Genomic DNA, 25,227 nt, shown 5'->3' on the forward strand with positions numbered 1-25,227 from the left:
CTGGTAGACGCTGACACAGAGGGAAAGGCCCAAACAGGTGACTGAGATCGAGATCGGGCGCGGCAAGCGCGGGCGGCGGGCGTACGCGTTCGATGACATCGCCGTCGTACCGAGCAGGCGCACGCGGGACCCGAAGGAGGTCTCGATCGCCTGGCAGATCGACGCCTACCGCTTCGACCTGCCCTTCCTGGCCGCCCCGATGGACTCGGTGGTCTCCCCGCAGACCGCGATCCGGATCGGCGAGCTGGGCGGTCTGGGCGTTTTGAACCTCGAAGGGCTCTGGACGCGGTACGAGGACCCGCAGCCGCTGCTGGACGAGATCGCCGAGCTGCCGGCCGACATCGCGACCCGCCGCCTCCAGGAGATCTACGACGCGCCGATCCGCGAGGAGCTGATCGGGCAGCGCATCAAGGAGGTGCGCGACTCGGGCGTCGTCACCGCCGCGGCGCTCTCCCCGCAGCGCACGGCGCAGTTCTCCAAGGCCGTGGTGGACGCCGGGGTGGACCTCTTCGTGATCCGCGGGACCACGGTCTCCGCCGAGCACGTCTCCGGCGCGGCCGAGCCGCTGAACCTGAAGCAGTTCATCTACGAGCTGGACGTCCCCGTGATCGTCGGCGGCTGCGCCACGTACACGGCGGCCCTGCACCTGATGCGCACGGGTGCGGCGGGCGTGCTCGTCGGCTTCGGCGGCGGTGCCGCGCACACCACGCGCAACGTGCTGGGCATCCAGGTGCCGATGGCGACCGCGGTGGCCGACGTCGCCGCCGCCCGCCGGGACTACATGGACGAGTCGGGCGGCCGGTACGTGCACGTCATCGCCGACGGCGGCGTGGGCTGGTCCGGCGACCTGCCGAAGGCGATCGCCTGCGGTGCGGACGCCGTGATGATCGGCTCGCCGCTGGCCCGGGCGACGGACGCGCCCGGCCGGGGCCGGCACTGGGGCATGGAGGCCGCGCACGAGGACGTACCGCGCGGCAAGCTGGTCGACCTGGGCATCGTCGGGACGACGGAGGAGGTCCTGACGGGCCCCTCGCACACCCCGGACGGCTCGATGAACTTCTTCGGTGCCCTGCGCCGCGCCATGGCGACCACGGGCTACAGCGAGCTGAAGGAGTTCCAGCGCGTCGAGGTGACCGTCGCGGACTCCCAGCACTCGCGCTGACACCGCCCATGGGCGGGCGAGGGCCCGTGGTGGACCGATCCGGTCCACCACGGGCCCTCGTGCTGTCCGTGCGCGCGGGCGTCGGTCAGTCGCTGCGCCTGGCGGTGCCGAAGGCGATGAGGGCGCCGACGATCATGTAGCTGTACGTCCCGAAGTCCGCCTCTTCGCTCCAGGCGTCCCGCACCGCGCCGAACTGCTCGAAGAAGACCTCGCTGAAGGACACCTTGAAGAACTCGGCCAGGACCATCGAGAGCCCTATGAGCTGACCCAGGTAGACCGCGGCAGGCGCCAGCACGGCGGCCATGAAGGGCAACAGCGGGTGGCGTCCACCGGCCTTGTTGGCGGCGAAGCCGATCAGGGCGCCGACACCGAGTGCGGCGAAGCCGAAATCGCGCTCGAAGGAGCCGGTGACCAGTCCGTACGCGATCGTCGCCACCAGGGCCGCGGCGACGCCGGCTGCGATGCCGAGGCCCGGATTGCGGCGCACGGGCATCGGGGCCGGGGCGAACGGGACGCCCGGCGCGAAGGGCGCGCCCTGGGGCCCCTGCCCGTCGGGGCCCTGCCCGAACGGGTTGCCGGACGGCGGTGGAACGGACTGGCTCATCGGTGGATCCCCCCAAGACTGGCTCCCGCACGGGCGTGCGGGGCAATGCTCGGGAGGTTAACAGCGGCCACCGACAGCGCCGCGGCATTTACCGGTCACAGTCGGTGTGCGGCGCCGACGGGGGTCGCGCCGCGGGTGTCCAGGAGGAGCTGCGCCTTCACGGCCAGCCCCTGGAGGTCGTAGGTGCGGTGGTGCTGGAGGAGGACCGTCAGGTCGGCGCCGGACGCGGCTTCGTAGAGGGAGTCGGCGCGGGGCACGGGCCGCTCGTGCACGTGCCAGCCGGGGACGTACGGGTCGTGGTAGCTGACGGAGGCGCCGAGGTCCATCAGGCGGCGGGCGATCTCGGTCGCGGGGGAGCCCTGGAGGTCGGCGATGTCGGGCCGGTAGGTGACGCCGAGCAGCAGCACGCGCGCGCCGCGGGCGGACTTCCCGTGCTCGTTCAGGAGGGTGGCGCAGCGCTGGATGACGTACTGGGGCATCCGGTTGTTGATCTCCTGCGCCAGGCCCACCATCCGCAGCGGGGGGCCGGGGGTGCGGCCGGGGCGGGGCAGGACGCCCGGGTCGATCGGGACGCCGTGGCCGCCGACGCCGGGCCCGGGGCGGAAGGCGAGGAAGCCGTACGGCTTGGTCTCGGCGCAGCGGACGACGTCCCACAGGTCCACGCCGATGTCGTGGCAGAGGATCGCCATCTCGTTGACGAGCGCGATGTTGACGTGGCGGAAGTTGGTCTCCAGGACCTGCACGGTCTCGGCCTCGCGGGGGCCGCGGGCACGGACGACCTTGTCGCTGAGCCGGCCGTAGAAGGCGGCGGCGGCTTCGGTGCAGGCGGGGGTGAGTCCGCCGATGACCTTGGGGGTGTTGGCGTAGCCGTGGGTGCGGCTGCCGGGGTCCACCCGTCCGGGGGAGTGCGCGAGGTGGAAGTCCCGGCCGGCCCGCAGCCCGGAGCCCTCTTCGAGGAGGGGGCGCAGGAAGCCCTCCGTGGTGCCGGGTTGCACCGCCGATTCGAGCAGGACGGTGGTGTGGGGGCGCAGGTGGGCGGCGAGGGCGCGGGCGGCGTCGGCGAGGGCGGTGAGGTCGAGGTTGCCGTCGGCGCCGAGCGGGGTGGGGACGCAGAGGGCCGCGGTGCGGACCCGGCCGAGTTCGGCGGGGTCGGCGACGGTCCGGAATCCGTTGGAGACCATGCGGCGGATGTCGGCGGGGGTGCGGCCGGCCGCGGGTTCGGTGAGTTGGCGGGGGTCGGTGTCGTAGCCGATGGTCTGGATTCCGGCGGCCACGGCGGCCTGGGCCAGCGGCAGACCGTAGTGACCGAGTCCGATGACGGCGAGATCTGCGGGCATGGCGTTGGCCGTCCTTCCCTTAACCGATGACGGGCGTTGGCGCAAGCCCTGTGGGCGGAATGGGCGGGCGCAATGTCAGACTAGGCGTAAATATGACCGATATGCGGCATTGCGCGCGCGTGGCCGACCGAGTGTTATCCACAGGCGGTGGCTGAAGTCGGCGAGTGCGGACAGAATCGATGTTGTGAGCCGGGCCACCGGGGCGGATTCCCGGAGGTGGGCGCAGCAGTGGGCCGTGTCGTCCGCCCGGTCGGTCGGGCGTGCGGCACATGGGCCGGGCCCGTGCGGGCAGGTGCACGGTGCGTACGTCCGCGCGATGAGCGCAGGGACGTGCGGGCCGCGCGCGTGCAGTACGGGACTTGGACGCGCGCACGGGACGCGGGCGTCCGTGGACGAGGCCCCGGCGACGCCGGGGCCGGGTTCCGGGCCCGGGCACGACAGACGGGGGCGACGGGAGGCACGCAGTGAGGACAGCGACACTGGGACCCGAGGAGCGCGCGCAGGCGCTCGCCGCAATGGCCGAGCGGGAGCTGGACGTGTTGGTGGTCGGCGGCGGCGTCGTCGGCGCGGGCACCGCGCTCGACGCGGTGACCAGAGGGCTCTCGACCGCGATCGTGGAGGCCCGGGACTGGGCCTCGGGCACGTCGAGCCGATCCAGCAAGCTCATTCACGGCGGCTTGCGCTATCTGGAGATGCTGGACTTCGCGCTCGTCCGCGAAGCGTTGAAGGAGCGCGGTCTGCTGCTGGAGCGGCTGGCGCCCCATCTGGTGAAGCCGGTTCCGTTCCTCTATCCCCTCCAGCACAAGGGCTGGGAGCGCTTCTACGCGGGATCCGGCGTCGCGCTGTACGACGCGATGTCGGTCTCCTCGGGCCACGGCCGCGGCCTGCCGGTCCACCGCCACCTCTCCCGGCGCCGTGCCCTGCGCGTCGCCCCCTGCCTGAAGAAGGACGCCCTGGTCGGCGCCTTGCAGTACTACGACGCGCAGATGGACGACGCCCGCTTCGTGGCCACCCTGGTGCGCACCGCCGCCACGTACGGTGCCCACGTCGCCAGCCGCGCCCGGGTCATCGGCTTCCTGCGCGAGGGCGAGCGGGTCGTGGGGGCCCGAGTCCAGGACGTCGAGGGCGGCGGGGAGTACGAGATCCGCGCCCGCCAGATCGTGAACGCCACCGGTGTGTGGACGGACGACACCCAGGCGCTCATCGGCGAGCGCGGCCAGTTCCACGTCCGCGCCTCCAAGGGCATCCACCTCGTCGTGCCGAAGGACCGCATCCACTCCACCACCGGACTGATCCTGCGCACGGAGAAGTCCGTCCTCTTCGTGATCCCCTGGGGCCGCCATTGGATCGTCGGCACCACCGACACCGACTGGGACCTCGACAAGGCCCATCCGGCCGCGTCCAGCGCCGACATCGACTATCTGCTGGAGCACGTCAATTCGGTGCTGGCCGTCCCCCTCACCCGGGACGACGTCGAGGGGGTGTACGCGGGGCTGCGCCCGCTGCTCGCCGGCGAGTCGGACGCCACCAGCAAGCTCTCCCGCGAGCACACGGTCGCCCACCCGGTTCCCGGGCTGGTCGTCGTCGCCGGCGGGAAGTACACCACCTACCGCGTCATGGCCAAGGACGCGGTGGACGAGGCGGTGCACGGCCTGGACCAACGGGTGGCCGCCTGCGTCACCGAGGAGACGCCCCTGGTCGGCGCGGAGGGGTACGCCGCGCTGTGGAACGCCCGCGCCAGGATCGCGGCGCGGACCGGCATCCACGTCGTGCGCGTCGAGCACCTGTTGAACAGGTTCGGATCGCTCGCCCAGGAGGTGCTGGCCCTGATCGCCGAGGACCCCGGCCTCGGCGAGCCGCTCGCCGGCGCGGAGGACTATCTGCGTGCCGAGGTCGTGTACGCGGCTTCGCACGAGGGCGCCCGCCACCTCGACGACGTGCTGACCCGGCGGACCCGCATCTCCATCGAGACCTTCGACCGGGGCACCCGCTGTGCGCGCGAGTGCGCCGAGTTGATGGCCCCGGTGCTGGGGTGGGACGCCAAGCAGATCGAGAAGGAGGTCGAGCACTACCAAAAGCGCGTCGAAGCGGAGCGGGAGTCGCAGCGCCAGCCGGACGATCTGACGGCGGACGCGGCGAGGTTGGGGGCGCCGGACATCGTGCCGCTGTGACGCGACCGGAGGGCGCCCCTGCCGACGCGTTCTGCCGAGTCCGCCGAGTCCGCCGAGTCCGCCGAGCCCGACGGGCCTGACGAGCCCGGCGGGCTGGTGCCCCTCCTGTCCCTCCTGGACAACCCTGGTGGTTCGGGGGTGAACCGGGCGCCGCTGCGTGGAGAGTTCATCGGGGTGTGACCATCCGGACGGTGAGCTTCGCGAGGATCGGTGGCATGGTGGGCGCCCGGTGTCTTCCGTACTACCCTCGCCACCACCCCGGGCGCGTGACGGACCCGGAAGACGCGCCAGTCCCGCAGTGAGGGACAATGAAAGCTCTGCCAGGGCGTGTTACCGCATCGCGCGGGAGCGGCAGGCGCGGGCGAAGACCAGGGATCGCAGAGGGGACGCATGTCGGAGGCAGAGCAGTCGCGGAAGCCCCAGCGGGACGGCTCCGAGGAGCACGGGACTGCGGCGGCGGTCGAGCCCGGCGGGAAGCGCGACGACCAGTCGACGTCGGATGCGGTCGGCCGTGCGGCCATGGACCAGGGCGACGACAAGGACGGTGACGGCGCCGCGGCCACAGGGGCCGGTTCCGGCCCGGCCAAGGGCGAGAACGCGCCGAAGAAGACGGCCGGGCGGGTGCCCCGTCAGGCGTCCGGCGAGCCGTCGAAGACCGCGTCCGAGCCGGAGTCCCCCTCCGACTCCGCGGTGCGTCCGGCCGGCGCCAAGGGGGCAGCGGCCCAAGGCGGTTCGGCGGCCCGAGCGACCCGGCCCGCCAAGGGTGCATCCAGCGACGCCGCCGAGAAGCCCGACGCGGGCACGTCGGGCGCCGGCGACAAGAGGGCGGGCGACAAGGGCACGGGCACGGCGGAAGCCGGCCAGAAGGCCCGGGCCGGTCGGACCCAGACCGAAAGGACCCGGGCTGAAAAGTCCCAGGGCGAGTTGGCGCAGAGAGAGAAGGCGCAAGACGGAAGGGCCACGGGGGAGAAGGCCCGGGGCGAGAAGGCGCCGAGCGGGAAAGTTGCAGCTGCTAAGGGTTCGGGCGCCAGGTCCGCGGGCAAGGCGGGGGCGTCCGGGCGGAGTTCCGGGACGGAGGAGAGCGAGGGGCGGCTGCTCGCCGGGCGCTACCGGCTCGGCGGAGTTCTGGGCCGCGGCGGCATGGGCACCGTCTGGCGCGCCGTGGACGAAACGCTCAGCCGGACCGTCGCCGTCAAGGAGCTGCGCTTCCCCACCAGCATCGACGAGGACGAGAAGCGGCGGCTGATCACCCGTACCCTCCGCGAGGCCAAGGCGATCGCCCGGATCCGCAACACCAGCGCGGTCACCGTGTACGACGTCGTCGACGAGGACGACCGGCCGTGGATCGTGATGGAGCTCGTGGAGGGCAAGTCCCTCGCCGAAGTCATCCGCGAGGACGGCACGCTGACGCCGCGCCGGGCCGCCGAGGTCGGCCTCGCCATCCTCGACGTGCTGCGCTCCGCCCACCGCGAGGGCATCCTGCACCGGGACGTGAAGCCGTCCAACGTCCTGATCTCGGACGACGGCCGCGTCGTGCTCACCGACTTCGGCATCGCGCAGGTCGAGGGCGACCCCTCCATCACCTCCACCGGCATGCTCGTCGGCGCCCCCTCGTACATCTCGCCCGAGCGGGCGCGGGGCCACCGGCCCGGGCCCGCGGCGGACCTGTGGTCGCTGGGCGGCCTGCTGTACGCGGCGGTCGAGGGCGCCCCGCCGTACGACAAGGGGTCCGCGATCGCGACGCTGACCGCCGTCATGACCGAGCCGCTGGACCGCCCGAAGAAGGCCGGTCCGTTGGAGGAGGTCATCTACGGCCTGCTCGCCAAGGACCCGGAGCAGCGGCTCGACGACGCGGGCGCCCGGGCGCTGCTCACCGGCGTGGTGAACGCCCCCGACGAGGCCGTGCTTCCGGCGGACGCCACCCGCGCCATGGCGTTGCCGGTGATGCCGCCGCCCGCCCCGGCACCCGCGCCCCGCGCGGAGGCGCCGGCCGTGGACCGGGTGCGCGGCGCCCTGCGGTCCGTGCGCAACGCGTCGGCGGGCCAGGCCGCCCGCCCCGCCGCCGCGCACGGCGCGACCGGCCCCCGCACGCCCGCGCAGGCCCCCCGGCCGGCGGAGCCGCCCGTGCAGCGGGCCGCGCCCACGCGCGCGCCGCTGACGGACGTGGTGCCGCGGCGCACGTTGGTCTTCCTGGCCGTCGGCATCGTGCTGGTGGTCGTCGGCGTCATCCTGTACCTGACGCTCGACGGCGAGGACGGCGACGACAAGAGCGCCACCGGCGGCGACCGGACCTCGTCCGCCGGTGCCACCGCTCCCAGCGGCGCGGGCAAGGGCGGCGAGGGCACCAAGGAGCAGCCCAAGGGCGACAGCGGCAAGGAGACCGGCCAGGACGCCGGCAAGCAGAGCGGCCAGCCCAGCGGTTCGGGTTCGGGCACCGGCATCACCCCGCCCAAGGGCCAGGATCCGGTGAAGGGCGGTGTGCCCGCCGGCTACCAGAGCGTGTCGAACGACCAGTTCCGATTCACCATGGCGATGCCCCAGGGCTTCCGCATGACGGACATCGCCGGACGGAACTCGGGCGGCATCTTCAACAGCGCCGAAGGCGCCTTCCCCCGCGTCCAGGTCGACTTCAACAACAGTCCCAAGGACGACGCCGCTGCCGCCTGGTCCGCCGCGGTCGCCGCGACCAAGGGCGCCAGCAACGGCTACCGGCACATAGGCATCAAGGCGGTCGAGTACAACGGCTACCCGACCGTCGCGGACTGGGAGTTCGAGCGCAACCAGGGCGGCGAGCGCATACGCGTCCTGAACCGCGGCTTCAAGGTCGACGCCAAGCGGGGCTACTCGATCATGGTCTCCTGCAAGGCGGGCGAGTGGGACGCCGCGGAGTGCAAGACGCTGCGGGAGACCGCGTTCGCGACATTCAAGCCCAAGGACTGAGTGGGTACACGTATCGTGAGAGGTCGCGGGCGGGCCACGACCACACCGCGCCCCTGACCGACCGGGCATGACCAGCCGTCGGATGCGCGGGGCCGAGGAGCCTGGCAGGAGGGGAGGCGACATGCAGGACTACGCGGGCAGGGTGCTGGCCGACCGCTACCGCCTTCCGCTGCTCCCGTCCGACGAGTACGAGCTGATCGAGACCCGGGCCTTCGACACGTACAGCGGCCAGGAAGTCCTGGTGCGCCAGGTGCCGCTGCCGGAGGTCGTGGACGCGGAAGTGGTCGATCCGGACGTCCCGCCCGGCGCCCCCGGATCCGGGCGACACCTCGGCTACGCCGCCAGTCGGGCGGCCCGACGGGCCACGGACCCGGCCGTCGTGCGCGCCATCGAGGCGGCCCGCGCCGCGGCGCAGGTCCCCGACCACCCCCGGCTCGACCAGGTCTTCGACGTCTTCGCCGAAGACGGCTCGCTGTGGATAGTCAGCGAGCGCGTGGCCTCCCGCCCGCTCGCCGCGCTCCTCGCGGAGAAGCCGCTCACCCCCTACCGGGCCGCCGAGATCGCCTCCGACGTGCTCACCGCGCTGCGCGTGCTGCACGCCCAGGGCTGGATCCACCGCAACATCTCCGCCCGTACGGTCCTCGTCTGCGACGACGGGCGGGTGGTGCTCACCGGCCTCGCGTCCGGCGCCGCCGAGGAGGCCCTGTGCGGCTATGCCACGGTGCCGACCGCGCACGACCCCGATCACGACCCCTTCGTCGAGGGGCCCGTCGACGACCAGGGCTGGTCCGACGAGGACCCGGGCGAGGACTCCGGCGCGTACGTCGACGTGGAAGGCGACGGCGGCGGCGCGGAGGACGGCGGCGAGCAGTCGGCGGACCCGTACGACGACGCGGCCCCGCCCGCCGTGCCGGACGTACGGGCCGCGAGAGCCGGCGCCATCGCCGCGTACCGCGCCGGCGCCCGGGCCGCGGCCCGCGTCAACGACGAGCAGCACCGGGCCGACGACCCACCGGTGCAGACCGGCTCCGACCCCGACTGGTGGGCGCGCAAGCCCGGCGAGGGCCCGCAGGACCCCGGGCCCGCCGGCCCGCGCTACCACGACCACGTCACCCCCGGCCCCGAAGACCGCCCGGACCAGGACGGCGACTCCGCCGCCCCCGGCCACGCCCGCCTCGCCGGCACCTGGCACGACGCCCCGCTGCCCGGCCACGACGGCCCGCGCCCCCTCAGCGCGGGCGGCGGACCGCCCGGCCCCGTGGCTCCCGACGACGGTGCGTCGACCCGTCGTCCGCAGCGTGACAGCGACCCCTACGGCGTACGGGCCCTGCCGCCCGCGTCCGGCGGGCTGCCCGCCCTGCCGGTGGCCCGCGCGGGCAGACCGGGCGGTGCGCCGGCGCCCGGACCGACACCGCCGGCCGGCCCCGCAGCCTCCGGGGTTGCACCGCCACCGGCCGGCGAGCCGCAGGCAGGGGAGCCGTACGCACCGCACCGCAGCGCCGAGTCCAGTTGGCAGGACCGTACGGGCGCCGGCGCGCTCGGCGCGGACGCACGGCGCCAGCCTCCCCCGACCCCGCCGGTCCCCGCCACGCCCGCGCCGCCCGCCGTGCCGTCGAGCCGGCAGCCCCGGTCCGCCGCCGGCTGGGACGTGCCGTCGGACGACGACGGCCCGCCCGCCTACCAGGGCCCCACGACCCCGCTCGCGGCCGAGCGCGCACGCCAGGCCCGGATCGCGATCGTCGGCGCGGTCACCGAGCGCTGGGCGCCCGAGCAGGCCGGCCCCGTCCACGAGAACTGGCAGCTGGCCGCCCCCGTCGGCCCCGCCACCGACCTCTGGGCCCTCGGCGCTCTGCTCTACCGGGCCGTCCAGGGCCACGCGCCCTACCCCGAGGAGAACGCCGCCGAGCTCGTCCAGCTCGTGTGCTCCGAACCGCCCGCCTTCGCGGAGGAGTGCGGTCCGCTGCGCCCGGTCGTCGAGTCGCTGCTGCGCCAGGACCCCACCGAGCGCCCGGACGTCGAGGAGCTGCGCGGCTGGCTGCGTTCGCTCGTCCGCTCGGCGCCCGAGCCCGAAGCCGGCACGGACGTCGTGGCGCTGCCGTCCGGCGCCGGTGCCGCGGTCGGCGGCGAACGGCTGCCCATCCTGCGCCGCAAGGGCGAGTTGGTGCGCCGGCGCCGCCGCAGCGCGCCCGCCGAGGTGGAGCACGGCCGCCATCGGCACCGCAAGACCCGGCAGCAGAGCCGGGCCGAGAAGCCCCGGCGCGAGCGCGGCCCGAAGTCCCTCGGCCGCCGGCTGCTGGTGCTGGTGCTGGTGCTCCTCGCCGCCGCCGTGGCGTACGCCGTGCTGTTCATGCCGAAGTCGGGCGAGTCCGGGGACCGCACCGCCTCCCAGGGCGACCCCCGCGCCACGCCCGGCGGCACCCCCGATCCCGGGGCGAAGGGCGGCCGGACCGGTACCAAGGCCCCGAGCAGCAGCCCCGGCTCCGAGCAGGCGCAGACCTCCGCGCCCGCGGCCGGTTCCGCCGGCAAGCTGCCGAAGGGGTACGAACTGCGCAGCGACCCCGAGGGCTTCAGCGTCGCGGTCGACCGCACCTGGCAGCGCCGCCCCATGAACGACGCCGGCCAGGTCCGCTACGCCGACGACGACTTCGTCCTGATCATCGTCCCCGGCCGGGACACCGTCCGCACCCCGGACGAGGACCCGCTGGTCTACCAACGCGAACGCGAACGCGAACTCCAGCCGTTCCGCGACTCGTCGTGGTCGTCGTCGAGCGGACTGCGCCGGATCGAGGTCGGGCGCCGCGTCATGGCCGAGGGGCAGTACACCTGGCAGGACGGCAGCGGACGCGAGGTCTTCGTCCGCAACCGGGTCATCGTCATCGAGGGCCGGTACCACGTCCTCCAGGTGATCGGCCCGAGCGACCGCCAGGACAAGGTCACGGAGGCGTACGAACTGGCCGTCGACGCCTACCGGAAGAACGGCTGAGCGCGCCGGCGCACCACGGAGCACACCGGCGTTTCCGACTCACGGACCCCTTCCGTAGTCTGGGCACCAAGGAATGGGGCAGGGGGACTTCGCGGACGTGGAGAACGAACAGGGCGTGCAGGTCGGCGCCGGAGTGCTGCTCGCGGGCCGCTACCGGCTCGTGGAGTCCATCGGCCGCGGCGGCATGGGCCGCGTGTGGCGCGCCCGGGACGAGGTGCTGCACCGGGTCGTCGCCGTCAAGGAGTTGACGGCCGGCAAGTACGCCTCCGACGCGGACCGGATCGTGCTCCACGCGCGTACGCAGAAGGAGGCGCGGGCCGCCGCCCGGATCACCCACCCCGGCGTCGTCACCGTCCACGACGTGCTCGAACACGACCAGCGCCCCTGGATCGTGATGCAGTACGTCGACGGCCCCTCGCTCGCCGAGGCGGCCAAGGAGGCCGAGGGGCTGTCCGCGCTGGAGGCCGCCCGGATCGGTCTGCGGGTGCTGCGTGCGCTCGGCGCCGCGCACGCGGCCGGGGTGCTGCACCGCGACGTCAAACCGGCGAACGTGCTGCTGGCCCGCGACGGCAACGTCCTGCTCACCGACTTCGGCATCGCGGCCATCGAAGGCGACTCGACCATCACCCGCACCGGGGAGATCATCGGCTCCATCGACTACCTGGCGCCCGAGCGCGTCCGGGGCGCCGATCCGGGGCCGGCGTCCGACCTGTGGTCCCTGGGGGCGACGCTGTATGCGGCCCTGGAAGGCCAGTCGCCGTTCCGGCGCACGTCACCGCTGTCGAGCATGCAGGCCGTGGTCAGCGAGGAGCCGGCCAGGCCGGCGCACGCGGGGCCGCTGGAGCCGGTGATCATGGCGCTGCTGGCCAAGGACCCGGAGGCCCGACCGGTCGGGTCCGAGGTGGAGCGGATGCTCAGGGCGGTGGTGGCGGAGCTGGAGGGCACGGTACGGCTCGCGCCCGCGCAGACCGCCGCGATACGCACGCGGCCGGAGCCCGCGCCCGCCGTCGCCGCTTCCGCCGCTGCCGCGCCCGTCGTCGCCCCTGCCGGCCACGACACCTCGGCCCCCACCCGGGCCGTCCCGCACTCCGACGCCGGAGACGCCTCCACGGCCGCCACCCCGCCCGATGCGCGGGTCCCGACCACCCCGCTCCCCGCCGGCGAGCCGGACCGGGGCGCCGCACCGCCCGCCGTGCCCCCGCAGCCGGCATCCCCTGAGCTCCCGGCCGGGCAGCCGAAGAAGCGCCGCGGCGGTCGGCTGCGCCGCGCCGCGATCGTCGTCCTGCTCTCCGCCGTCGTGGGCGGCGGCGCCGGCTTCGCGGCGATGAAGTACGCGGACTCCGGCGACGGCAAGGAACAGACCCGTACGGGCGCCTCCACCGAGGGAGCAACCGGCTCCGACGGGGCGCCCGCCCCCGCCGGACCCTCCGCAGGAGCGTCGTCCGGCGGACCCAACGGCGGAGAGGCCGTGCCGGAGGGCTGGCAGCGCCTCAAGGACCCGTTGGGCTTCTCGGTCGTCGTCCCCGAGGGCTGGCGGCGCATCGCGGCCAAGAACGGCCAGGCGGACTACTCGCCCGACGGCGGCAAGCACCTGCTGCGCATCGGGGTCAACGAGGAGCCCGAGCACGACGATCCGTACGACCTCGCCCTCCAGCTGGAGCGCGAGCTGCGCCGGTTGCCGAACTACGAGCGGACCGAGCTCGAACGGAACACCTTCCAGGGGCGCGAGAAGGCCGCGCTGTGGGAGTTCAGTTGGACCGAGCGGCAGGCGTTCCCCGGTGACCGCCACGGCGTGGACCAGCTGTACCAGACCGCGGACGGCACGGAGTACGCGCTGTACCTGTCGGGGCCGGCGGCCACGTGGGCGAAGACCCGGGGCGACTTCGACACGATGCTGGAGGGCTGGCGGGCGCCCGACGCGGAGTGAGCCCGGCGCGGGGCGGCGCACGGACGGCGCGCTCGCGGCGGTCGTGCGGCGGGCGTACGGCCGGTCCCCGGTCCGCCACTGTCACGGCTCTGCATCCGCTGTCCGCCGTGGGTAGCATCCGCCTGCACGAGGTCACGAGGATGGTGAACATGACGAACGACGGAGGACGGGCACCCGAGCCCACCAGCTACGTACTCAAGCCGCCGAACGCGTCGCAGGTGCCGGCGCAGGCGACCGGGACCCCCGCCCCTCCGCAGGCACCGGCCGCGCAGCCCGCCCCGGTGCCGCCGCCCGACGGGCCTTCGCCGACGCTGTCGACGGACCACCGCGCCGCGCCCGACGCCGCTCCGTCCGCTCCGTCCGCTCCGTCCGCTCCGTCTGAGAGTGCCGCCCGTACGCCCCGCGCGTCGGACGCCTCCGGCTCCGGACGGCTGATCGGCGGGCGCTACCGCCTGCTGAGCCGGCTCGGCCAGGGCGGCATGGGCACGGTGTGGCAGGCCCGCGACGAGGTCGTGGACCGGCAGGTCGCCGTCAAGGAGCCCCGGCTGCCCGACCACTTGAGCCAGCTCGAACGCGAGACGGCCCATCTGCGGATGCAGCGCGAGGCGCGCGCCGCCGCCCGGATCGACCACCCCAGCGTCGTCACCATCCACGACGTCGTGGTCGAGGGCGGGCAGCCGTGGATCGTGATGGAGCTGGTCCAGGGCCAATCGCTGGCCACCCGCTTGAAGGACGGCACGCTCGACGTCAGCGAGGCCGCCCGGGTCGGGGCCGACGTGCTCGGCGCGCTGGCCGCCGCCCACGCGGCCGGGGTGCTCCACCGCGACGTCAAGCCGGACAACATCCTGCTGGGCCGCGCCGACCGGGTCGTACTGACCGACTTCGGCATCGCGCACGTCGAGGGGGAGCAGCGGCTCACGGAGACGGGCGGGTTCGTCGGCACGGCGGAGTTCATCGCCCCGGAGCGGGCGCTCGGCCAGGCCCCCGGCCCGGAGGCGGACCTGTGGTCCCTGGGCGTGGTGCTGTACGCGGCGGTCGAGGGCGTCTCGCCGTACCTGCGCAGCAACATCCACGCGACGCTCCAGGCGGTCGTCTCCGCCGAACCGCCGCCGCCGTCGCGCGGTGCCGGTGCGTTCGGCACGCTCGTGATGCGCCTGTTGCGCAAGGAGCCCACGATGCGGCCGGACGTGGCGGAGGTCCGGCAGACGCTGGAGTCCCTGGCCCGGCCGCAGACGTCGATGCACGAGCTGACGCAGGTCGGCCGCGCCGGCGGGCAGGGTCCGCGGGGGCGCGGCAGCCGCTGGGTGCCGCCGGTGCTGCACGGCAACAAGAAGGCGCGGTACGGCATCGGCGGCGGGGTGCTGGCGCTGGCCGCGGCGCTCACGCTGGTCTTCGTGAACCCGTTCGCGAAGGAGGGGCTGCCCGAGGGCTGGGAGGTGCGCAACGACCGCGAGGTGGTCTCCGCGAGCGTCGCCGTGCCCTCCGACTACCGCCGCGAGCAGGACGACGACGGCTTCACCGTCACCTACCGCGACCCCAGCGGCGTGTTCTCCGTCTTCGTGGAGGAGGTCGACACCACCGCCTTCGACGACGAACTCGCCCCCACCAAGGAGGCGTGGCAGCGGCACTACGAGAGGGGCGGGGTGGACGGCCGGGAGATCGAGAGCGTGGACGTCACGATCGAGGACACCCGGCACCAGGGCACGCCCGCCTTCGACACGGTCGTCGAGCACGTGCCGTACAACGCCACGGCGAAGGAGTCCGAGACCCGCGACCGCTGGATGGAGCGCCTGGTCTCCACCGGTGCGGAGGGCAAGGAGGTCTACTGGCGGCTGCGGGTCGCCGGGCCCGCCGACGGGTGGGCGGCCGAGGAGGGCGAACGGATCTTCGACACCATGGTGGAGAACCTGAAGATCGAGGACCTCTAGGGGGCGGACTGCGGTGGACGGCGTAGGACCGGGCCGTGCCGGTCGGCGCCGTGCGGGTGCGTCCGCGCCGTCGCCACACCATCTCCACACCGGCCCGCCGTCCTCGTCGGCGCCCGCCCGCCCGCGACGACGCCCCTGATCAGGGCTTATCCGGCCAGTGAACGCTGGCGTGGTCCAGGGTTCGGCCAAATGCTGTTACCGACGGGTACCCAAAGGGTCGGTCGGGGCATACGCTCGGTCACATGACGGACTCGAAGGCCCCGACCACCCTCGACGGCGACGAAGGCAAGGACGCCGACCGCGCCACCCCCGGCAGCAACCCCACGGCCCCCGCACCGCCCGGTGTGCGCACCGCGGCCGACGTGGTGACGCCCGAGGTGGTGGCCCAGCTGACCCGCGGGGTCGTCGGTTCCGGCCGTACGGCCAACCACACGCCCTTCACCGGCGCCAAGCTGGCCGACCTGCCCGAGTCCACGCCCGACGACGTCGCCGAGGCGTTCGCCCGGGCCCGTACCGCCCAACCCGTCTGGGCCGCCACCCCGGTGCGCACCCGCGCCGCCGTCCTGCTGCGCTTCCACGACCTGATGCTCCAGCGGCAGGCCGAGGTCCTCGACCTCATCCAGCTGGAGACTGGCAAGGCCCGGATGCACGCCCACGAGGAGATCCAGGCCGTCGCCGTCGCCGCCCGGCACTACGGCCGCCGCGCCGCCGCCTATCTGCGCCCCAAGCGGCACGCCGGCGTCGTCCCCGTGCTGACGAAGACCACCGAGCTGCGCCAGCCGCGCGGCGTCGTCGGCCAGATCGCCCCCTGGAACTACCCGCTGGAGCTGTCCGTCGGCGACGCGCTGCCCGCTTTCGTCGCCGGCAACGCCGTCGTGATGAAGCCCGACACGGAGACCGCGCTGACCGCCCTGTGGGCGCGTGACCTGCTGATCGAGGCCGGACTTCCGCCGGAGGTCTTCCAGGTCGTCCTCGGCGAGGGCCCGGTCGTGGGCCCCGCGGTCGTCCAGCACGCCGACTACGTCTCGTTCACCGGTTCCACCCGCACCGGCCGCGAGGTGGCCCAGGCCGCCGCCGCCCGGCTCGTCGGCGTCTCCCTGGAACTGGGCGGCAAGAACGCCATGCTCGTGCTGCACGACGCCGACGTGGAGAACGCCGCGGCGGGCGCGGTCCGCGCCTGCTTCTCCTCCGCGGGACAGCTCTGCATCTCCATCGAGCGGCTGTACGTCCACGAGTCGATCGCCGACGACTTCGTGGAGCGGTTCGCGGCGCGCACCCGGGCGATGCGCCTCGGCACCTCCCTCGCGTACGGGGCCGACATGGGCTCCCTGGTGGGCGAGCGGCAGTTGGAGACCGTCACCCGGCACGTCGAGGAGGCCGTGGCCAAGGGCGCGACCGTCGTCACCGGCGGCGTCGCCCGCCCCGACGTCGGCCCCCTCTTCTTCGAGCCGACGATCCTCGAAGGGGTCGAGCCGCCGATGGCGGTGTGCACCGAGGAGACCTTCGGTCCCGTCGTGTCGATCTACCGCTTCACCGACGAGGACGACGCCGTCGAGCGCGCCAACGCGACGTCGTACGGGCTGAACGCGAGCGTCTGGACCCGCGACGGCAAGCGGGGCCACGCGATCGCGGCCCGGCTGCGCACCGGGACGGTCAACATCAACGAGGGGTACGCCCCGGCGTACGGCAGCGTCCAGTCCCCGATGGGCGGCATGAAGGACTCCGGCCTGGGCCGGCGCCACGGCTCGGAGGGGATCCTCAAGTTCACCGAGGCGCAGACGGTGTCCCAGCAGCGGCTGGTGCCGATGGGGCCGGCGTTCGGGATGGACGACGAGAAGTACGCGGAGCTGATGAGCCGTTCGCTGCGGTTGATGAAGACCCTCCGGCTGCGCTGACCTCCCGACGGAACGGACCGTCCGCTCCGCAGCTCGCCCCAGCCGCCCCTTTTCGTACGGAGGAGAGCCATGCCCGAGGTACCCCCTGCCCGAAAACACCCCGGGGAGCCGGCAGCGGACGAGCACGACGGGACCGACGCCACGAACGAGGAGCAGCACGACGGCGACGGTGACTTCGACTTCGACTACGACGTCATCGTCATCGGGTCCGGTTTCGGCGGCTCCGTCTCGGCCCTGCGGCTCACCGAGAAGGGCTACCGCGTCGGCGTCCTCGAAGCCGGCCGCCGCTTCACCCGCGCCACCCTGCCCAAGAACTCCTGGGACCTGAAGAACTTCCTGTGGGCCCCGGCGCTCGGCCTCTACGGCATCCAGCGCATCCACCTGCTCGGCAACGTGATGGTGCTGGCGGGCGCCGGCGTGGGCGGCGGCTCCCTCAACTACGCCAACACCCTCTACGTACCCCCCGCCGCCTTCTTCCAGGACCCGCAGTGGAAGGACGTCACCGACTGGCAGGGCGAACTCGCCCCGTACTACGACCAGGCGCGGCGCATGCTCGGCGTCCGGCTCAACCCGACGACGACCCCGTCCGACGTGCACCTGAAGGCGACCGCCGAGGCGATGGGCATCGGCGACACCTTCCACCTGGCGCCCGTCGGCGTCTTCTTCGGCGACGGCGCCGACGGCTGCGGCGTCACGGCGGCCCCCGGGGCCGGCGCCCCCGACCCGTACTTCGGCGGCGCCGGCCCCGAACGCCGCGCCTGCGTCCAGTGCGGCGAGTGCATGACCGGCTGCCGCCACGGCGCCAAGAACACCCTGAACGAGAACTACCTCCACCTCGCCGAACGCGCGGGCGCCGTCGTCCATCCGATGACGACCGCGGTCACCCTCACCGAGGACTCCCGCGGCGGCTACGCCGTCGGCACCCTGCCCACCGACGACCGCAGGAAGGGCAGGGGGCGTGTGCTGCGCGCCCGGCGGGTGGTGGTCGCCGCCGGCACGTACGGCACCCAGAGCCTGCTGCACCGGATGAGGGACACCGGGCTGCTGCCCCGGATCTCGCCCCGCCTCGGCGAACTGACCCGGACGAACTCCGAGGCCCTGGTGGGGGCGCAGACCGAGGACCGGCGCTACCGCAAGCGCCACGGCGCGCCCCGGGTGGACTTCACGCGCGGGGTGGCCATCACCTCCTCCATCCACCCCGACGCCGACACCCACATCGAGCCGGTGCGCTACGGCAGGGGCTCCAACGCCATGGGGCTGCTGACGACCCTCCAGGTCCCGTACCGCACCACCGCCCGCGGCCGGGTCACCGGCTGGCTCGGCGGCATGGTCCGCCATCCGGTGCTCGCGCTGCGCACCCTCTCGCAGCGCCGCTGGTCGGAGAAGACCCTGATCCAACTCGTCATGCAGTCGCTGGACAACTCCCTGACCACGTACCGCAAGCCGGCGGGCATCGGGAAGGGCCTGCTGACCGCCCGCCAGGGCCACGGCGCGCCCAACCCGACCCAGATCCCGGCGGCGACGCGGGCGGCGACCGCGCTGGCCGAGGAGATCAACGGCTTCGCCGGCTCGAACGTCGGGGAGCTGATGGGCACCCCGCTGACGGCCCACTTCCTGGGCGGCTGCCCGATCGGCGCGGGCCCGGAGTCGGGCGTCATCGACCCGTACCACCGGCTGTACGGGCACCCGGGCATCTCGGTCGTCGACGGCTCGGCCGTCACCGCGAACCTCGGCGTCAACCCGTCCCTGACGATCACCGCGCAGGCGGAGCGGGCGATGGCGCTGTGGCCGAACCGGGGCGAGGCGGACGCGCGGCCCGCGCCGGGGGAGCCGTACCGGCGGCTGGCAGCGGTGGCGCCCCGCTCGCCGGCGGTGCCCGCCGACGCTTTCGGCGCGCTGCGGCTGCCGGACCTCGGGATGCCGGCGATGCCGCCCGCGGGGTCCGTACGCCCCCCGGAAGACGGGACCGGAACGGGAAGCGGAGCCGAGGGCGCCGGACGCACGCGGCCGGAAATCGACGCCTGACCCCCGGTGACCCCCGAGCGGGCCCTGAGCGCGGTGCGGCCCGGCCCGGAAGGGCGGCCCGGAAAGGAGGAGGCCGCTGCACCCCCCTCCGAGTGCAGCGGCCCCCACGACCCGCGCGTGGTGCGAGCACACGGACGTGGCTGTTGGTGCGCGGTGGATGACCTCTACGACCCCTGTCCCGCCGAAACGGTTGCAGTTGAACTGACAAAAACTTTATGTGGTCTGGGTCACTGGACTCCGGGTCGCCGGACTTCCGGCTCCGTGCGTCGCTGCCCGCCGGCGGCGCACGACAAGGGCCCCGCGGGGTGCGCGCACCGCGGGGCCCTTGGTGGTCAGCACCGACGTCAGGGCGTCGTCGGTGCCGAGGCGCGGCACCGGGGGGTTGCGCCGCGACGGAAATGGTCTGGAGGGGCCGGTCGATCCGGTGCCCCGCCCGGCCTGGACCGTGCCGGACGTGGAGGCATCGTGGGGGTGCGGCGGTGCGCCGCGCAACCGGGGGGACCGGATTGCGGCCGGTTCCGGGCGTCCCCGGAACCGGCCGCGGGGGTGACCGGGCTGCTGTCCCCTGCCGTCCGGTCACGCGCGCTGGTGCGAGGTCCCACGACGTACTGAGTACGTCACACGCTCCAGCGAGCCACGCGTGGATTTCCCTTTCGGGCCGCCCCTGGCTGGCACGGACACCGGTACCAACGAAGCCCCGTCGCCGACGGTCACGCGCCGTACGGGTGAGAGCGGACCCGAACTCAGATGCGGCCCCGGCACAGCTCCAGCAGCGTCATCGCGAGCGCCGTGCCGGGCTTGCCGAGGGCGTCGCGGAAGTGACCGAGGACCTCCATCTCGCGGGAGAGGTTCACCCGGCGGCCACCGGAGGCGATCCGGGCGTCCTGGATCACCGCGGAGACCGCCATCCGTTCCTGGACGAGGCCGATGATGCGGTCGTCGAGGGCGTCGATGCGCTGCCGGGCGGAGTCGATCAGCTCCGCGGCCTCGGGGGTGCGGGCGCCCGTGGTCTCCGTCACTTCGGTGGTGGTGCTCGTGGTCATGGTGTGGCTCCTCGGGGTTCGTCGCGAATCGGTCGCGACGTCGCGGTCTCCCTGGAGCACCCGGGCCGGTCACTGCGGTCCGGAAACGACGGGCGCCCCGGGCCGAAGCCGGCCCGGGGCGCCTGGGACGTCGTGTGTCAGCGGATCACACAGCACGACCGTGGCAGCCGGACGGGCCGGTTGCCATAGGTAAAGACGGAGGTCGTGTGGTGACGCATGGGGGACAGTATGGCCCCGGTCTCCGGCCGGGGACAACGCGGGGGCCGGTAGAATCGGCTACACCGACCCCCGCCCAGCCCCCGCCGGAAGGCCGCCAGTGTCATCAGCGTCCCCCGCTGCCGTGCCCACCGTCGCCGATGTCGTTCTCGTCGTCGACTTCGGTGCGCAGTACGCCCAGCTCATCGCCCGCCGCGTCCGTGAGGCACGGGTCTACAGCGAGATCGTCCCGTCCACGATGCCCGTGGCCGAGATGCTGGCCAAGAACCCCAAGGCGATCATCCTCTCCGGCGGGCCCTCGTCCGTGTACGCGGACCAGGCGCCCACCCTCGACCGCGCGCTCTTCGAGGCCGGGGTCCCCGTCTTCGGCATGTGCTACGGCTTCCAGCTGATGGCCACCACCCTCGGCGGCACCGTCGACAACACCGGCGCGCGCGAGTACGGCCGCACCGGCCTGCACGTCTCCAAGACCGGCTCGACGCTCTTCGAGGGCACCCCGGCCGAGCAGGAGGTGTGGATGTCGCACGGCGACGCCTGCTCCGCCGCGCCCGAGGGCTTCACCGTCACCGCCTCCACGGACCTGGTGCCCGTCGCCGCCTTCGAGAACGACGAGAAGCGGCTGTACGGCGTCCAGCACCACCCCGAGGTGATGCACTCCACCTACGGCCAGCAGGTCCTGGAGCACTTCCTCTACCGGGGCGCCGGCATCCAGCCCACCTGGACCACCGGCAACGTCATCGAGGAGCAGGTCGCGGCCATCCGCGAGCAGGTCGGCACCAAGCGCGTCATCTGCGCGCTCTCCGGCGGCGTGGACTCCGCCGTGGCCGCCGCCCTGGTGCAGAAGGCCATCGGCTCCCAGCTGACCTGCGTGTACGTCGACCACGGGCTGATGCGCAAGGGCGAGACCGAGCAGGTCGAGAAGGACTTCGTCGCGGCCACCGGCGTGCAGCTGAAGGTCGTCGACGCCCAGGAGCGCTTCCTGTCCGCCCTCGCCGGGGTCTCCGACCCCGAGCAGAAGCGGAAGATCATCGGCCGGGAGTTCATCCGCGTCTTCGAGAACGCGCAGGCCGAGATCGTCGCCGAGGGCGCGGCCGACGGCGAGGAGGTCGCCTTCCTCGTCCAGGGCACGCTCTACCCGGACGTCGTCGAGTCCGGCGGCGGCACCGGCACCGCGAACATCAAGTCCCACCACAACGTGGGCGGGCTCCCGGAGGACCTGGAGTTCCAGCTCGTCGAGCCGCTGCGCCAGCTGTTCAAGGACGAGGTCCGGATGGTCGGCCAGGAGCTGGGCCTGCCGGACGAGATCGTCCAGCGGCAGCCCTTCCCCGGCCCCGGCCTCGGCATCCGCATCGTCGGCGAGGTCACCCGCGACCGGCTCGACCTGCTGCGCGAGGCCGACGCCATCGCCCGCGAGGAGCTGACGGCGGCCGGTCTCGACCGGGACATCTGGCAGTGCCCGGTGGTGCTGCTCGCCGACGTCCGCAGCGTCGGCGTCCAGGGCGACGGCCGCACGTACGGCCACCCGATCGTGCTCCGGCCCGTCTCCTCCGAGGACGCGATGACGGCGGACTGGACGCGGATGCCGTACGACGTGCTCGCCCGGATCTCGACGCGGATCACGAACGAGGTCGCCGACGTCAACCGGGTCGTGCTGGACGTCACCAGCAAGCCGCCGGGCACCATCGAATGGGAGTGAGCCTTCGGGCCCACTGAGACGTACGCGCGTGCGCGGCTCCGGCAGGGGCCGCGCACGTCTCTGTTCACCCGCGGGGACGCGCGCTAACTTCCGCGCATGACGCAGACGCCCGCCCGTACTCCGCCCCCGTCCCCGCACGCTTCGTCCGCCCCGCTGCCCGCCCCCGTGCCCGTGCCCGTCGAACGGCTCGCCTTCGCCCTCCCGCCGAGCCACGACCGTCCCGAGGACGAACGCGCCCACCGCAAGGAACGCCTCGCCGGAGCACTCCGGATCTTCGCGCGCCTGGGGTACGAGGACGGGGTGTCCGGCCATGTCACCGCACGGGACCCGGTGTACCGGGACTGCTTCTGGACCAACCCGTTCGGCATGCCCTTCGCCCTGGTCACGGCGGACGACCTGCTGCTGGTCAACGAACGGGGGCAGGTCGTCGAGGGCGGCCACCACGTCAACCAGGCCGCGTTCACCGTGCACGCCCAGGTCCACCTCGCCCGCCCGGACGTGGTCGCCGTCGCCCACACCCACACCGTCCACGGGCGCGCCCTCGCCGCCCTCGGCGAACTCGTCGAGCCCCTCACCCAGGAGGCGTGCGCCTTCTACGAGGACCACGCCCTGGTCGACGCGTACACCGGGGTCGCCGTGGACGCACTGGAGGGCCGCCGCGTCGCCGACGCGCTCGGCCCGCACAAAGGACTCGTGCTGCGCAACCACGGACTGCTGACCGTCGGCACCTCCGTGGACGCGGCGGCCTGGTGGTTCATCACCATGGAGCGCTGCGCCCGGGTGCAGCTCACCGCCCGGGCCGCCGGCAAGCCCACCCCCATCCAGCACCGGGACGCGGTGGCCACTCGTGACCAGCTCGGCACCGACCTCGTCGCCTGGATCAGCTACCAACCCCTGTGGCGCCGCTGGGGCGCTCCCGAAGGTCCGCACTGACGTCCCTCCCCGGTGAATCGGCCACCCGGGGAAAAACCCCGTACCACCATCGATCCGTACGGCGCCGCCGTACGTATGGGTCAACAGAGACCGGTCCAACAGGGATACGTATAGGTCGACAGCGAGTCCGACGGCTCGGACGCGCCCATCAAAGGCAGGACCAGCGATGACACACACGTTTCACACGCCGACGTCCGGATACGGCGGGCCGGGCGGCGTCCGCGGAGCGAAGGACCAGGCCGCACGGTACGCCCTGCTGCCGCTGCGGATCTTCCTCGGCGTCACCTTCGTCTACGCCGGGCTCGACAAGCTCACCGACAGCAAGTTCTTCGCCGCCAGCGGAGCCGGCTCCGTCGGCGACCTGATGCGCGGCGTGCGCGACACCTCGGCCGTGCCCTGGCTGGTGGACCTGGCGCTCAAGAACCCCGAGGGCTTCGGCTACGCCATCGCCCTCGGGGAACTCGCCGTCGGCATCGGCACCCTCATCGGCCTGCTGGCCCGGATCGCCGCGCTCGGCGGAGCGCTGATCTCGCTGAGCCTGTGGCTGACCGTCAGCTGGCAGGTCGAGCCGTACTACTACGGAAACGACCTGGTCTATCTGATGGCCTGGCTGCCGCTGCTGCTCGCCGGAGCCTCGGTGCTGTCGGTGGACGCGCTGATCGCGGACCGGCGGCGGCGCATCACGTAGTGCACGGTGCCCACCGTGCCGGCCAGGGCCAGCCCGCCGAAGACCACCGGGAAGACCACGAACCAGGGGGTGTGCCAGACGTCGGCCGCGTCGCCCGCGAACAGCACCGCCGCGGCCAGCACCGACTGACCCGCCAGCGCCTTCCCCAGCCGGAAGGGGTGCAGATACGTACGGCGCGGCCGGTCGCCGCCCGGCCCGCCCCCCGGGGGTCGACCGTCGACCGTCGCGTCGAACGCCACGTCAGCGCGGTGCACGGGTCACCTCCACCTGTCCGATGCCCACCTGGAGGTGGAGCTCCACGCTCCCGGACTCCTTGGCCCCCTTCGGCGCCGCCAGGGTCTGTGACCGCTGCTGGCCCGGGGAGACGTCGATGTCGTTCCTCGGGTCGTCGGGGAAGGTGATGTCACCCACGCCGGCCTCGGCGTTCAGCTTCACCGGGGCGTCCGCGGGGAGCACGATCCTCAGCTTCCCCAGGCCGACCTGGCCCGTCGTCGACAGGGTCTGACCGGGCGGCACGACCAGGGCGGACAGATCGAGCGTGCCGACGCCCGAGCCCAACTCGTACCGCGGCTGGAGGGCGGTCGAGGACGCGGGCTTCCAGGACGTCTCCCGCCAGTTCGTGCTGATGTCCTTGGGCAGGGCGGCGGAGGCCGCCAGCAGCAGGGCGGTGACGACGGTCAGCAGGACCGTGCCGAAGCCGGTGCGCCCCAGGAAGGAGCTGAGGGCCAGACCGAGGCCGAGGACGGCCAGCGCGGCCGTGAAGCCGAACTGCAAGCTCGTCCCCAGCGGATGGTGGTCCCAGCTCAGCGCGATGCCGAGCACGCAGGCCACGATCGCGAGATTGGCGACCGCGCCGCCGATCGACTGGGGGCCTCGGGAGATCCGGGGGCTCCACTTGCGGGTCCCCCCGCCCCACAGCGGTTTGCGCGTCCGGGCGTCGGCCTCCTCCTCCGGGCCCCACAGGTACGCCGTCGGCGTGCCCGGCGGCGCCACCCCGGCCTTGGCGACCGGGTCCCGCCACCAGGACGGGCTCTCCGGCACGGGCGGCGCCTTCGTCTCCGGCGGGGCGTCCGACACCGCGTGCGCCGTCGCCGCGTCGAGCGGGGCGCCGTCGGGCGGGGCCGTACGGCGCCGGGACCACACGGCGACCCCGACGGCGGCCACCGCCAGCTGGGCGGCGAAGGCGAGCGTCCCCCGGCTGTTCAGCATCGTGAGGAACAGGCCGCAGCCGATGAGGGCGAGGAACACGGCCGTCAGCGCGGCCCCGTCGACCCGCCCGCCCAGCAGCCGACGGCCCTCGCTCTCCTCCTCGCCCAGCATCGGGACCAGCAGCCACGCGAACCCGTAGAAGATCAGACCGATGCCGCCGGTCACCGCGAGCACGCCGATCACGACCCGGAAGATGACCGGATCCACGTCGCAGTACCGCCCGAGACCGCCGCAGACACCGCCGATGACCTTGTGGTCCGGGTCGCGGCGCAGCTGGCGGAGGCCGCCGGGCTGCTCGGCCGGGGGCACCGCGGCAGCCGTGTCGTCCTGCGCCCCGGGAGGGGCGGCGCTGGTCTGCTGGTTCATACGTCCATGGTGACGGCCGCGGGCCGCCGGCGGGAGCGGGGGCGACCCTGGCCCGTCCCTGATATCCGGACCCCGACGACCCCCGACGGCTCAGGGCGTCCCCC

Annotated in this window: 16 protein-coding genes; 11 read left to right on the plus strand and 5 right to left on the minus strand. The window is 73.7% G+C overall.

Features of this window, described 5'->3' with window-relative positions; all coding sequences use genetic code 11:
• Positions 1 to 37 precede the first annotated feature (37 nt).
• The gene (locus tag AB0E05_RS01470) at positions 38 to 1,162 is read left to right on the plus strand and encodes a GuaB3 family IMP dehydrogenase-related protein (RefSeq protein WP_361956843.1); all 1,125 of its coding nucleotides are present in this window, start codon (positions 38 to 40) and stop codon (positions 1,160 to 1,162) included.
• Positions 1,163 to 1,247: 85 nt separating this feature from the next.
• Here AB0E05_RS01470 and AB0E05_RS01475 read toward each other — a convergent pair whose 3' ends face one another.
• On the minus strand, positions 1,248 to 1,766 hold the full coding sequence (locus tag AB0E05_RS01475) for a hypothetical protein (protein ID WP_361956846.1): 519 nt from the start codon (positions 1,764 to 1,766) through the stop codon (positions 1,248 to 1,250).
• 95 nt (positions 1,767 to 1,861) lie between these two features.
• Positions 1,862 to 3,103: a nucleotide sugar dehydrogenase gene (locus tag AB0E05_RS01480; protein WP_361956849.1), complete on the minus strand. Its 1,242-nt coding sequence runs from the start codon at positions 3,101 to 3,103 to the stop codon at positions 1,862 to 1,864.
• A gap of 464 nt (positions 3,104 to 3,567) precedes the next feature.
• Between AB0E05_RS01480 and AB0E05_RS01485 the strand changes: the two genes are divergently transcribed.
• From AB0E05_RS01485 to AB0E05_RS01515, 7 genes are all read left to right on the plus strand, one after another.
• Entirely contained in the window at positions 3,568 to 5,274 is a 1,707-nt protein-coding gene (locus AB0E05_RS01485; protein WP_361956852.1) for a glycerol-3-phosphate dehydrogenase/oxidase, read from the plus strand.
• A 390-nt stretch (positions 5,275 to 5,664) separates the two neighbouring features.
• Positions 5,665 to 8,214 carry a serine/threonine-protein kinase gene (locus AB0E05_RS01490; protein WP_361956855.1) on the plus strand — a complete coding sequence of 850 codons (2,550 nt, stop codon included), beginning with the start codon at positions 5,665 to 5,667 and terminating at the stop codon, positions 8,212 to 8,214.
• A gap of 121 nt (positions 8,215 to 8,335) precedes the next feature.
• Positions 8,336 to 11,197, plus strand: a complete 2,862-nt coding sequence (locus AB0E05_RS01495) for a protein kinase (RefSeq protein ID WP_361956858.1) — start codon at positions 8,336 to 8,338, stop codon at positions 11,195 to 11,197.
• 73 nt (positions 11,198 to 11,270) lie between these two features.
• On the plus strand, positions 11,271 to 13,124 hold the full coding sequence (locus AB0E05_RS01500; protein ID WP_361956861.1) for a protein kinase: 1,854 nt from the start codon (positions 11,271 to 11,273) through the stop codon (positions 13,122 to 13,124).
• 149 nt (positions 13,125 to 13,273) lie between these two features.
• On the plus strand, positions 13,274 to 15,052 hold the full coding sequence (locus tag AB0E05_RS01505; RefSeq protein WP_361956864.1) for a serine/threonine-protein kinase: 1,779 nt from the start codon (positions 13,274 to 13,276) through the stop codon (positions 15,050 to 15,052).
• 242 nt (positions 15,053 to 15,294) lie between these two features.
• Positions 15,295 to 16,947, plus strand: coding sequence for a succinic semialdehyde dehydrogenase (locus tag AB0E05_RS01510; RefSeq protein ID WP_361956867.1), 1,653 nt, complete (start codon positions 15,295 to 15,297; stop codon positions 16,945 to 16,947).
• Positions 16,948 to 17,016: 69 nt separating this feature from the next.
• Complete coding sequence (locus AB0E05_RS01515) at positions 17,017 to 18,972, plus strand: GMC family oxidoreductase (RefSeq protein ID WP_361956870.1); 1,956 nt, start codon at positions 17,017 to 17,019, stop codon at positions 18,970 to 18,972.
• Between the two features lie 743 nt (positions 18,973 to 19,715).
• Here AB0E05_RS01515 and AB0E05_RS01520 read toward each other — a convergent pair.
• Complete coding sequence (locus tag AB0E05_RS01520) at positions 19,716 to 20,015, minus strand: chorismate mutase (protein WP_361956873.1); 300 nt, start codon at positions 20,013 to 20,015, stop codon at positions 19,716 to 19,718.
• A 316-nt stretch (positions 20,016 to 20,331) separates the two neighbouring features.
• On the opposite strand from AB0E05_RS01520, the gene guaA reads away from it, so the two are divergent.
• The 3 genes from guaA to AB0E05_RS01535 all read left to right on the plus strand — a co-directional run bounded on the left by guaA (position 20,332) and on the right by AB0E05_RS01535 (position 23,548).
• Positions 20,332 to 21,927, plus strand: a complete 1,596-nt coding sequence (guaA, locus tag AB0E05_RS01525; protein WP_361956876.1) for a glutamine-hydrolyzing GMP synthase — start codon at positions 20,332 to 20,334, stop codon at positions 21,925 to 21,927.
• A gap of 96 nt (positions 21,928 to 22,023) precedes the next feature.
• Positions 22,024 to 22,860 (plus strand): class II aldolase/adducin family protein, encoded by an 837-nt coding sequence (locus AB0E05_RS01530; protein WP_361956879.1) that lies wholly within the window; start codon positions 22,024 to 22,026, stop codon positions 22,858 to 22,860.
• Between the two features lie 166 nt (positions 22,861 to 23,026).
• The gene (locus AB0E05_RS01535) at positions 23,027 to 23,548 is read left to right on the plus strand and encodes a DoxX family protein (protein ID WP_361956882.1); all 522 of its coding nucleotides are present in this window, start codon (positions 23,027 to 23,029) and stop codon (positions 23,546 to 23,548) included.
• On the opposite strand, the gene AB0E05_RS01540 is transcribed toward AB0E05_RS01535, so the two are convergent.
• Together AB0E05_RS01540 and AB0E05_RS01545 are read right to left on the minus strand one after the other, a co-directional pair.
• Complete coding sequence (locus tag AB0E05_RS01540) at positions 23,455 to 23,802, minus strand: hypothetical protein (protein ID WP_361956885.1); 348 nt, start codon at positions 23,800 to 23,802, stop codon at positions 23,455 to 23,457. The two genes, AB0E05_RS01535 and AB0E05_RS01540, sit on opposite strands and share 94 nt — an antisense overlap.
• Positions 23,789 to 25,123 carry a PspC domain-containing protein gene (locus tag AB0E05_RS01545; RefSeq protein ID WP_361956888.1) on the minus strand — a complete coding sequence of 445 codons (1,335 nt, stop codon included), beginning with the start codon at positions 25,121 to 25,123 and terminating at the stop codon, positions 23,789 to 23,791. Before AB0E05_RS01545 ends, AB0E05_RS01540 begins: the two co-directional genes overlap by 14 nt.
• Positions 25,124 to 25,227: the final 104 nt, after the last annotated feature.

Source organism: Streptomyces sp. NPDC048057 (genome assembly GCF_040653095.1).
In the GTDB taxonomy this organism is placed as follows: Bacteria; Actinomycetota; Actinomycetes; order Streptomycetales; family Streptomycetaceae; genus Streptomyces.

Bases quoted from the DNA above. Each gene is read 5' to 3' on its own strand.
- AB0E05_RS01475 (WP_361956846.1), bottom strand. From the start codon at position 1,766: ATGAGCCAGTCCGTTCCACCGCCGTCCGGCAACCCGTTCGGGCAGGGC.
- AB0E05_RS01480 (WP_361956849.1), bottom strand. From the start codon at position 3,103: ATGCCCGCAGATCTCGCCGTCATCGGACTCGGTCACTACGGTCTGCCG.
- AB0E05_RS01490 (WP_361956855.1), top strand. From the start codon at position 5,665: ATGTCGGAGGCAGAGCAGTCGCGGAAGCCCCAGCGGGACGGCTCCGAG.
- AB0E05_RS01495 (WP_361956858.1), top strand. From the start codon at position 8,336: ATGCAGGACTACGCGGGCAGGGTGCTGGCCGACCGCTACCGCCTTCCG.
- AB0E05_RS01500 (WP_361956861.1), top strand. From the start codon at position 11,271: ATGGGGCAGGGGGACTTCGCGGACGTGGAGAACGAACAGGGCGTGCAG.
- AB0E05_RS01505 (WP_361956864.1), top strand. From the start codon at position 13,274: ATGACGAACGACGGAGGACGGGCACCCGAGCCCACCAGCTACGTACTC.
- AB0E05_RS01510 (WP_361956867.1), top strand. From the start codon at position 15,295: ATGACGGACTCGAAGGCCCCGACCACCCTCGACGGCGACGAAGGCAAG.
- AB0E05_RS01515 (WP_361956870.1), top strand. From the start codon at position 17,017: ATGCCCGAGGTACCCCCTGCCCGAAAACACCCCGGGGAGCCGGCAGCG.
- AB0E05_RS01520 (WP_361956873.1), bottom strand. From the start codon at position 20,015: ATGACCACGAGCACCACCACCGAAGTGACGGAGACCACGGGCGCCCGC.
- AB0E05_RS01530 (WP_361956879.1), top strand. From the start codon at position 22,024: ATGACGCAGACGCCCGCCCGTACTCCGCCCCCGTCCCCGCACGCTTCG.
- AB0E05_RS01535 (WP_361956882.1), top strand. From the start codon at position 23,027: ATGACACACACGTTTCACACGCCGACGTCCGGATACGGCGGGCCGGGC.
- AB0E05_RS01545 (WP_361956888.1), bottom strand. From the start codon at position 25,123: ATGAACCAGCAGACCAGCGCCGCCCCTCCCGGGGCGCAGGACGACACG.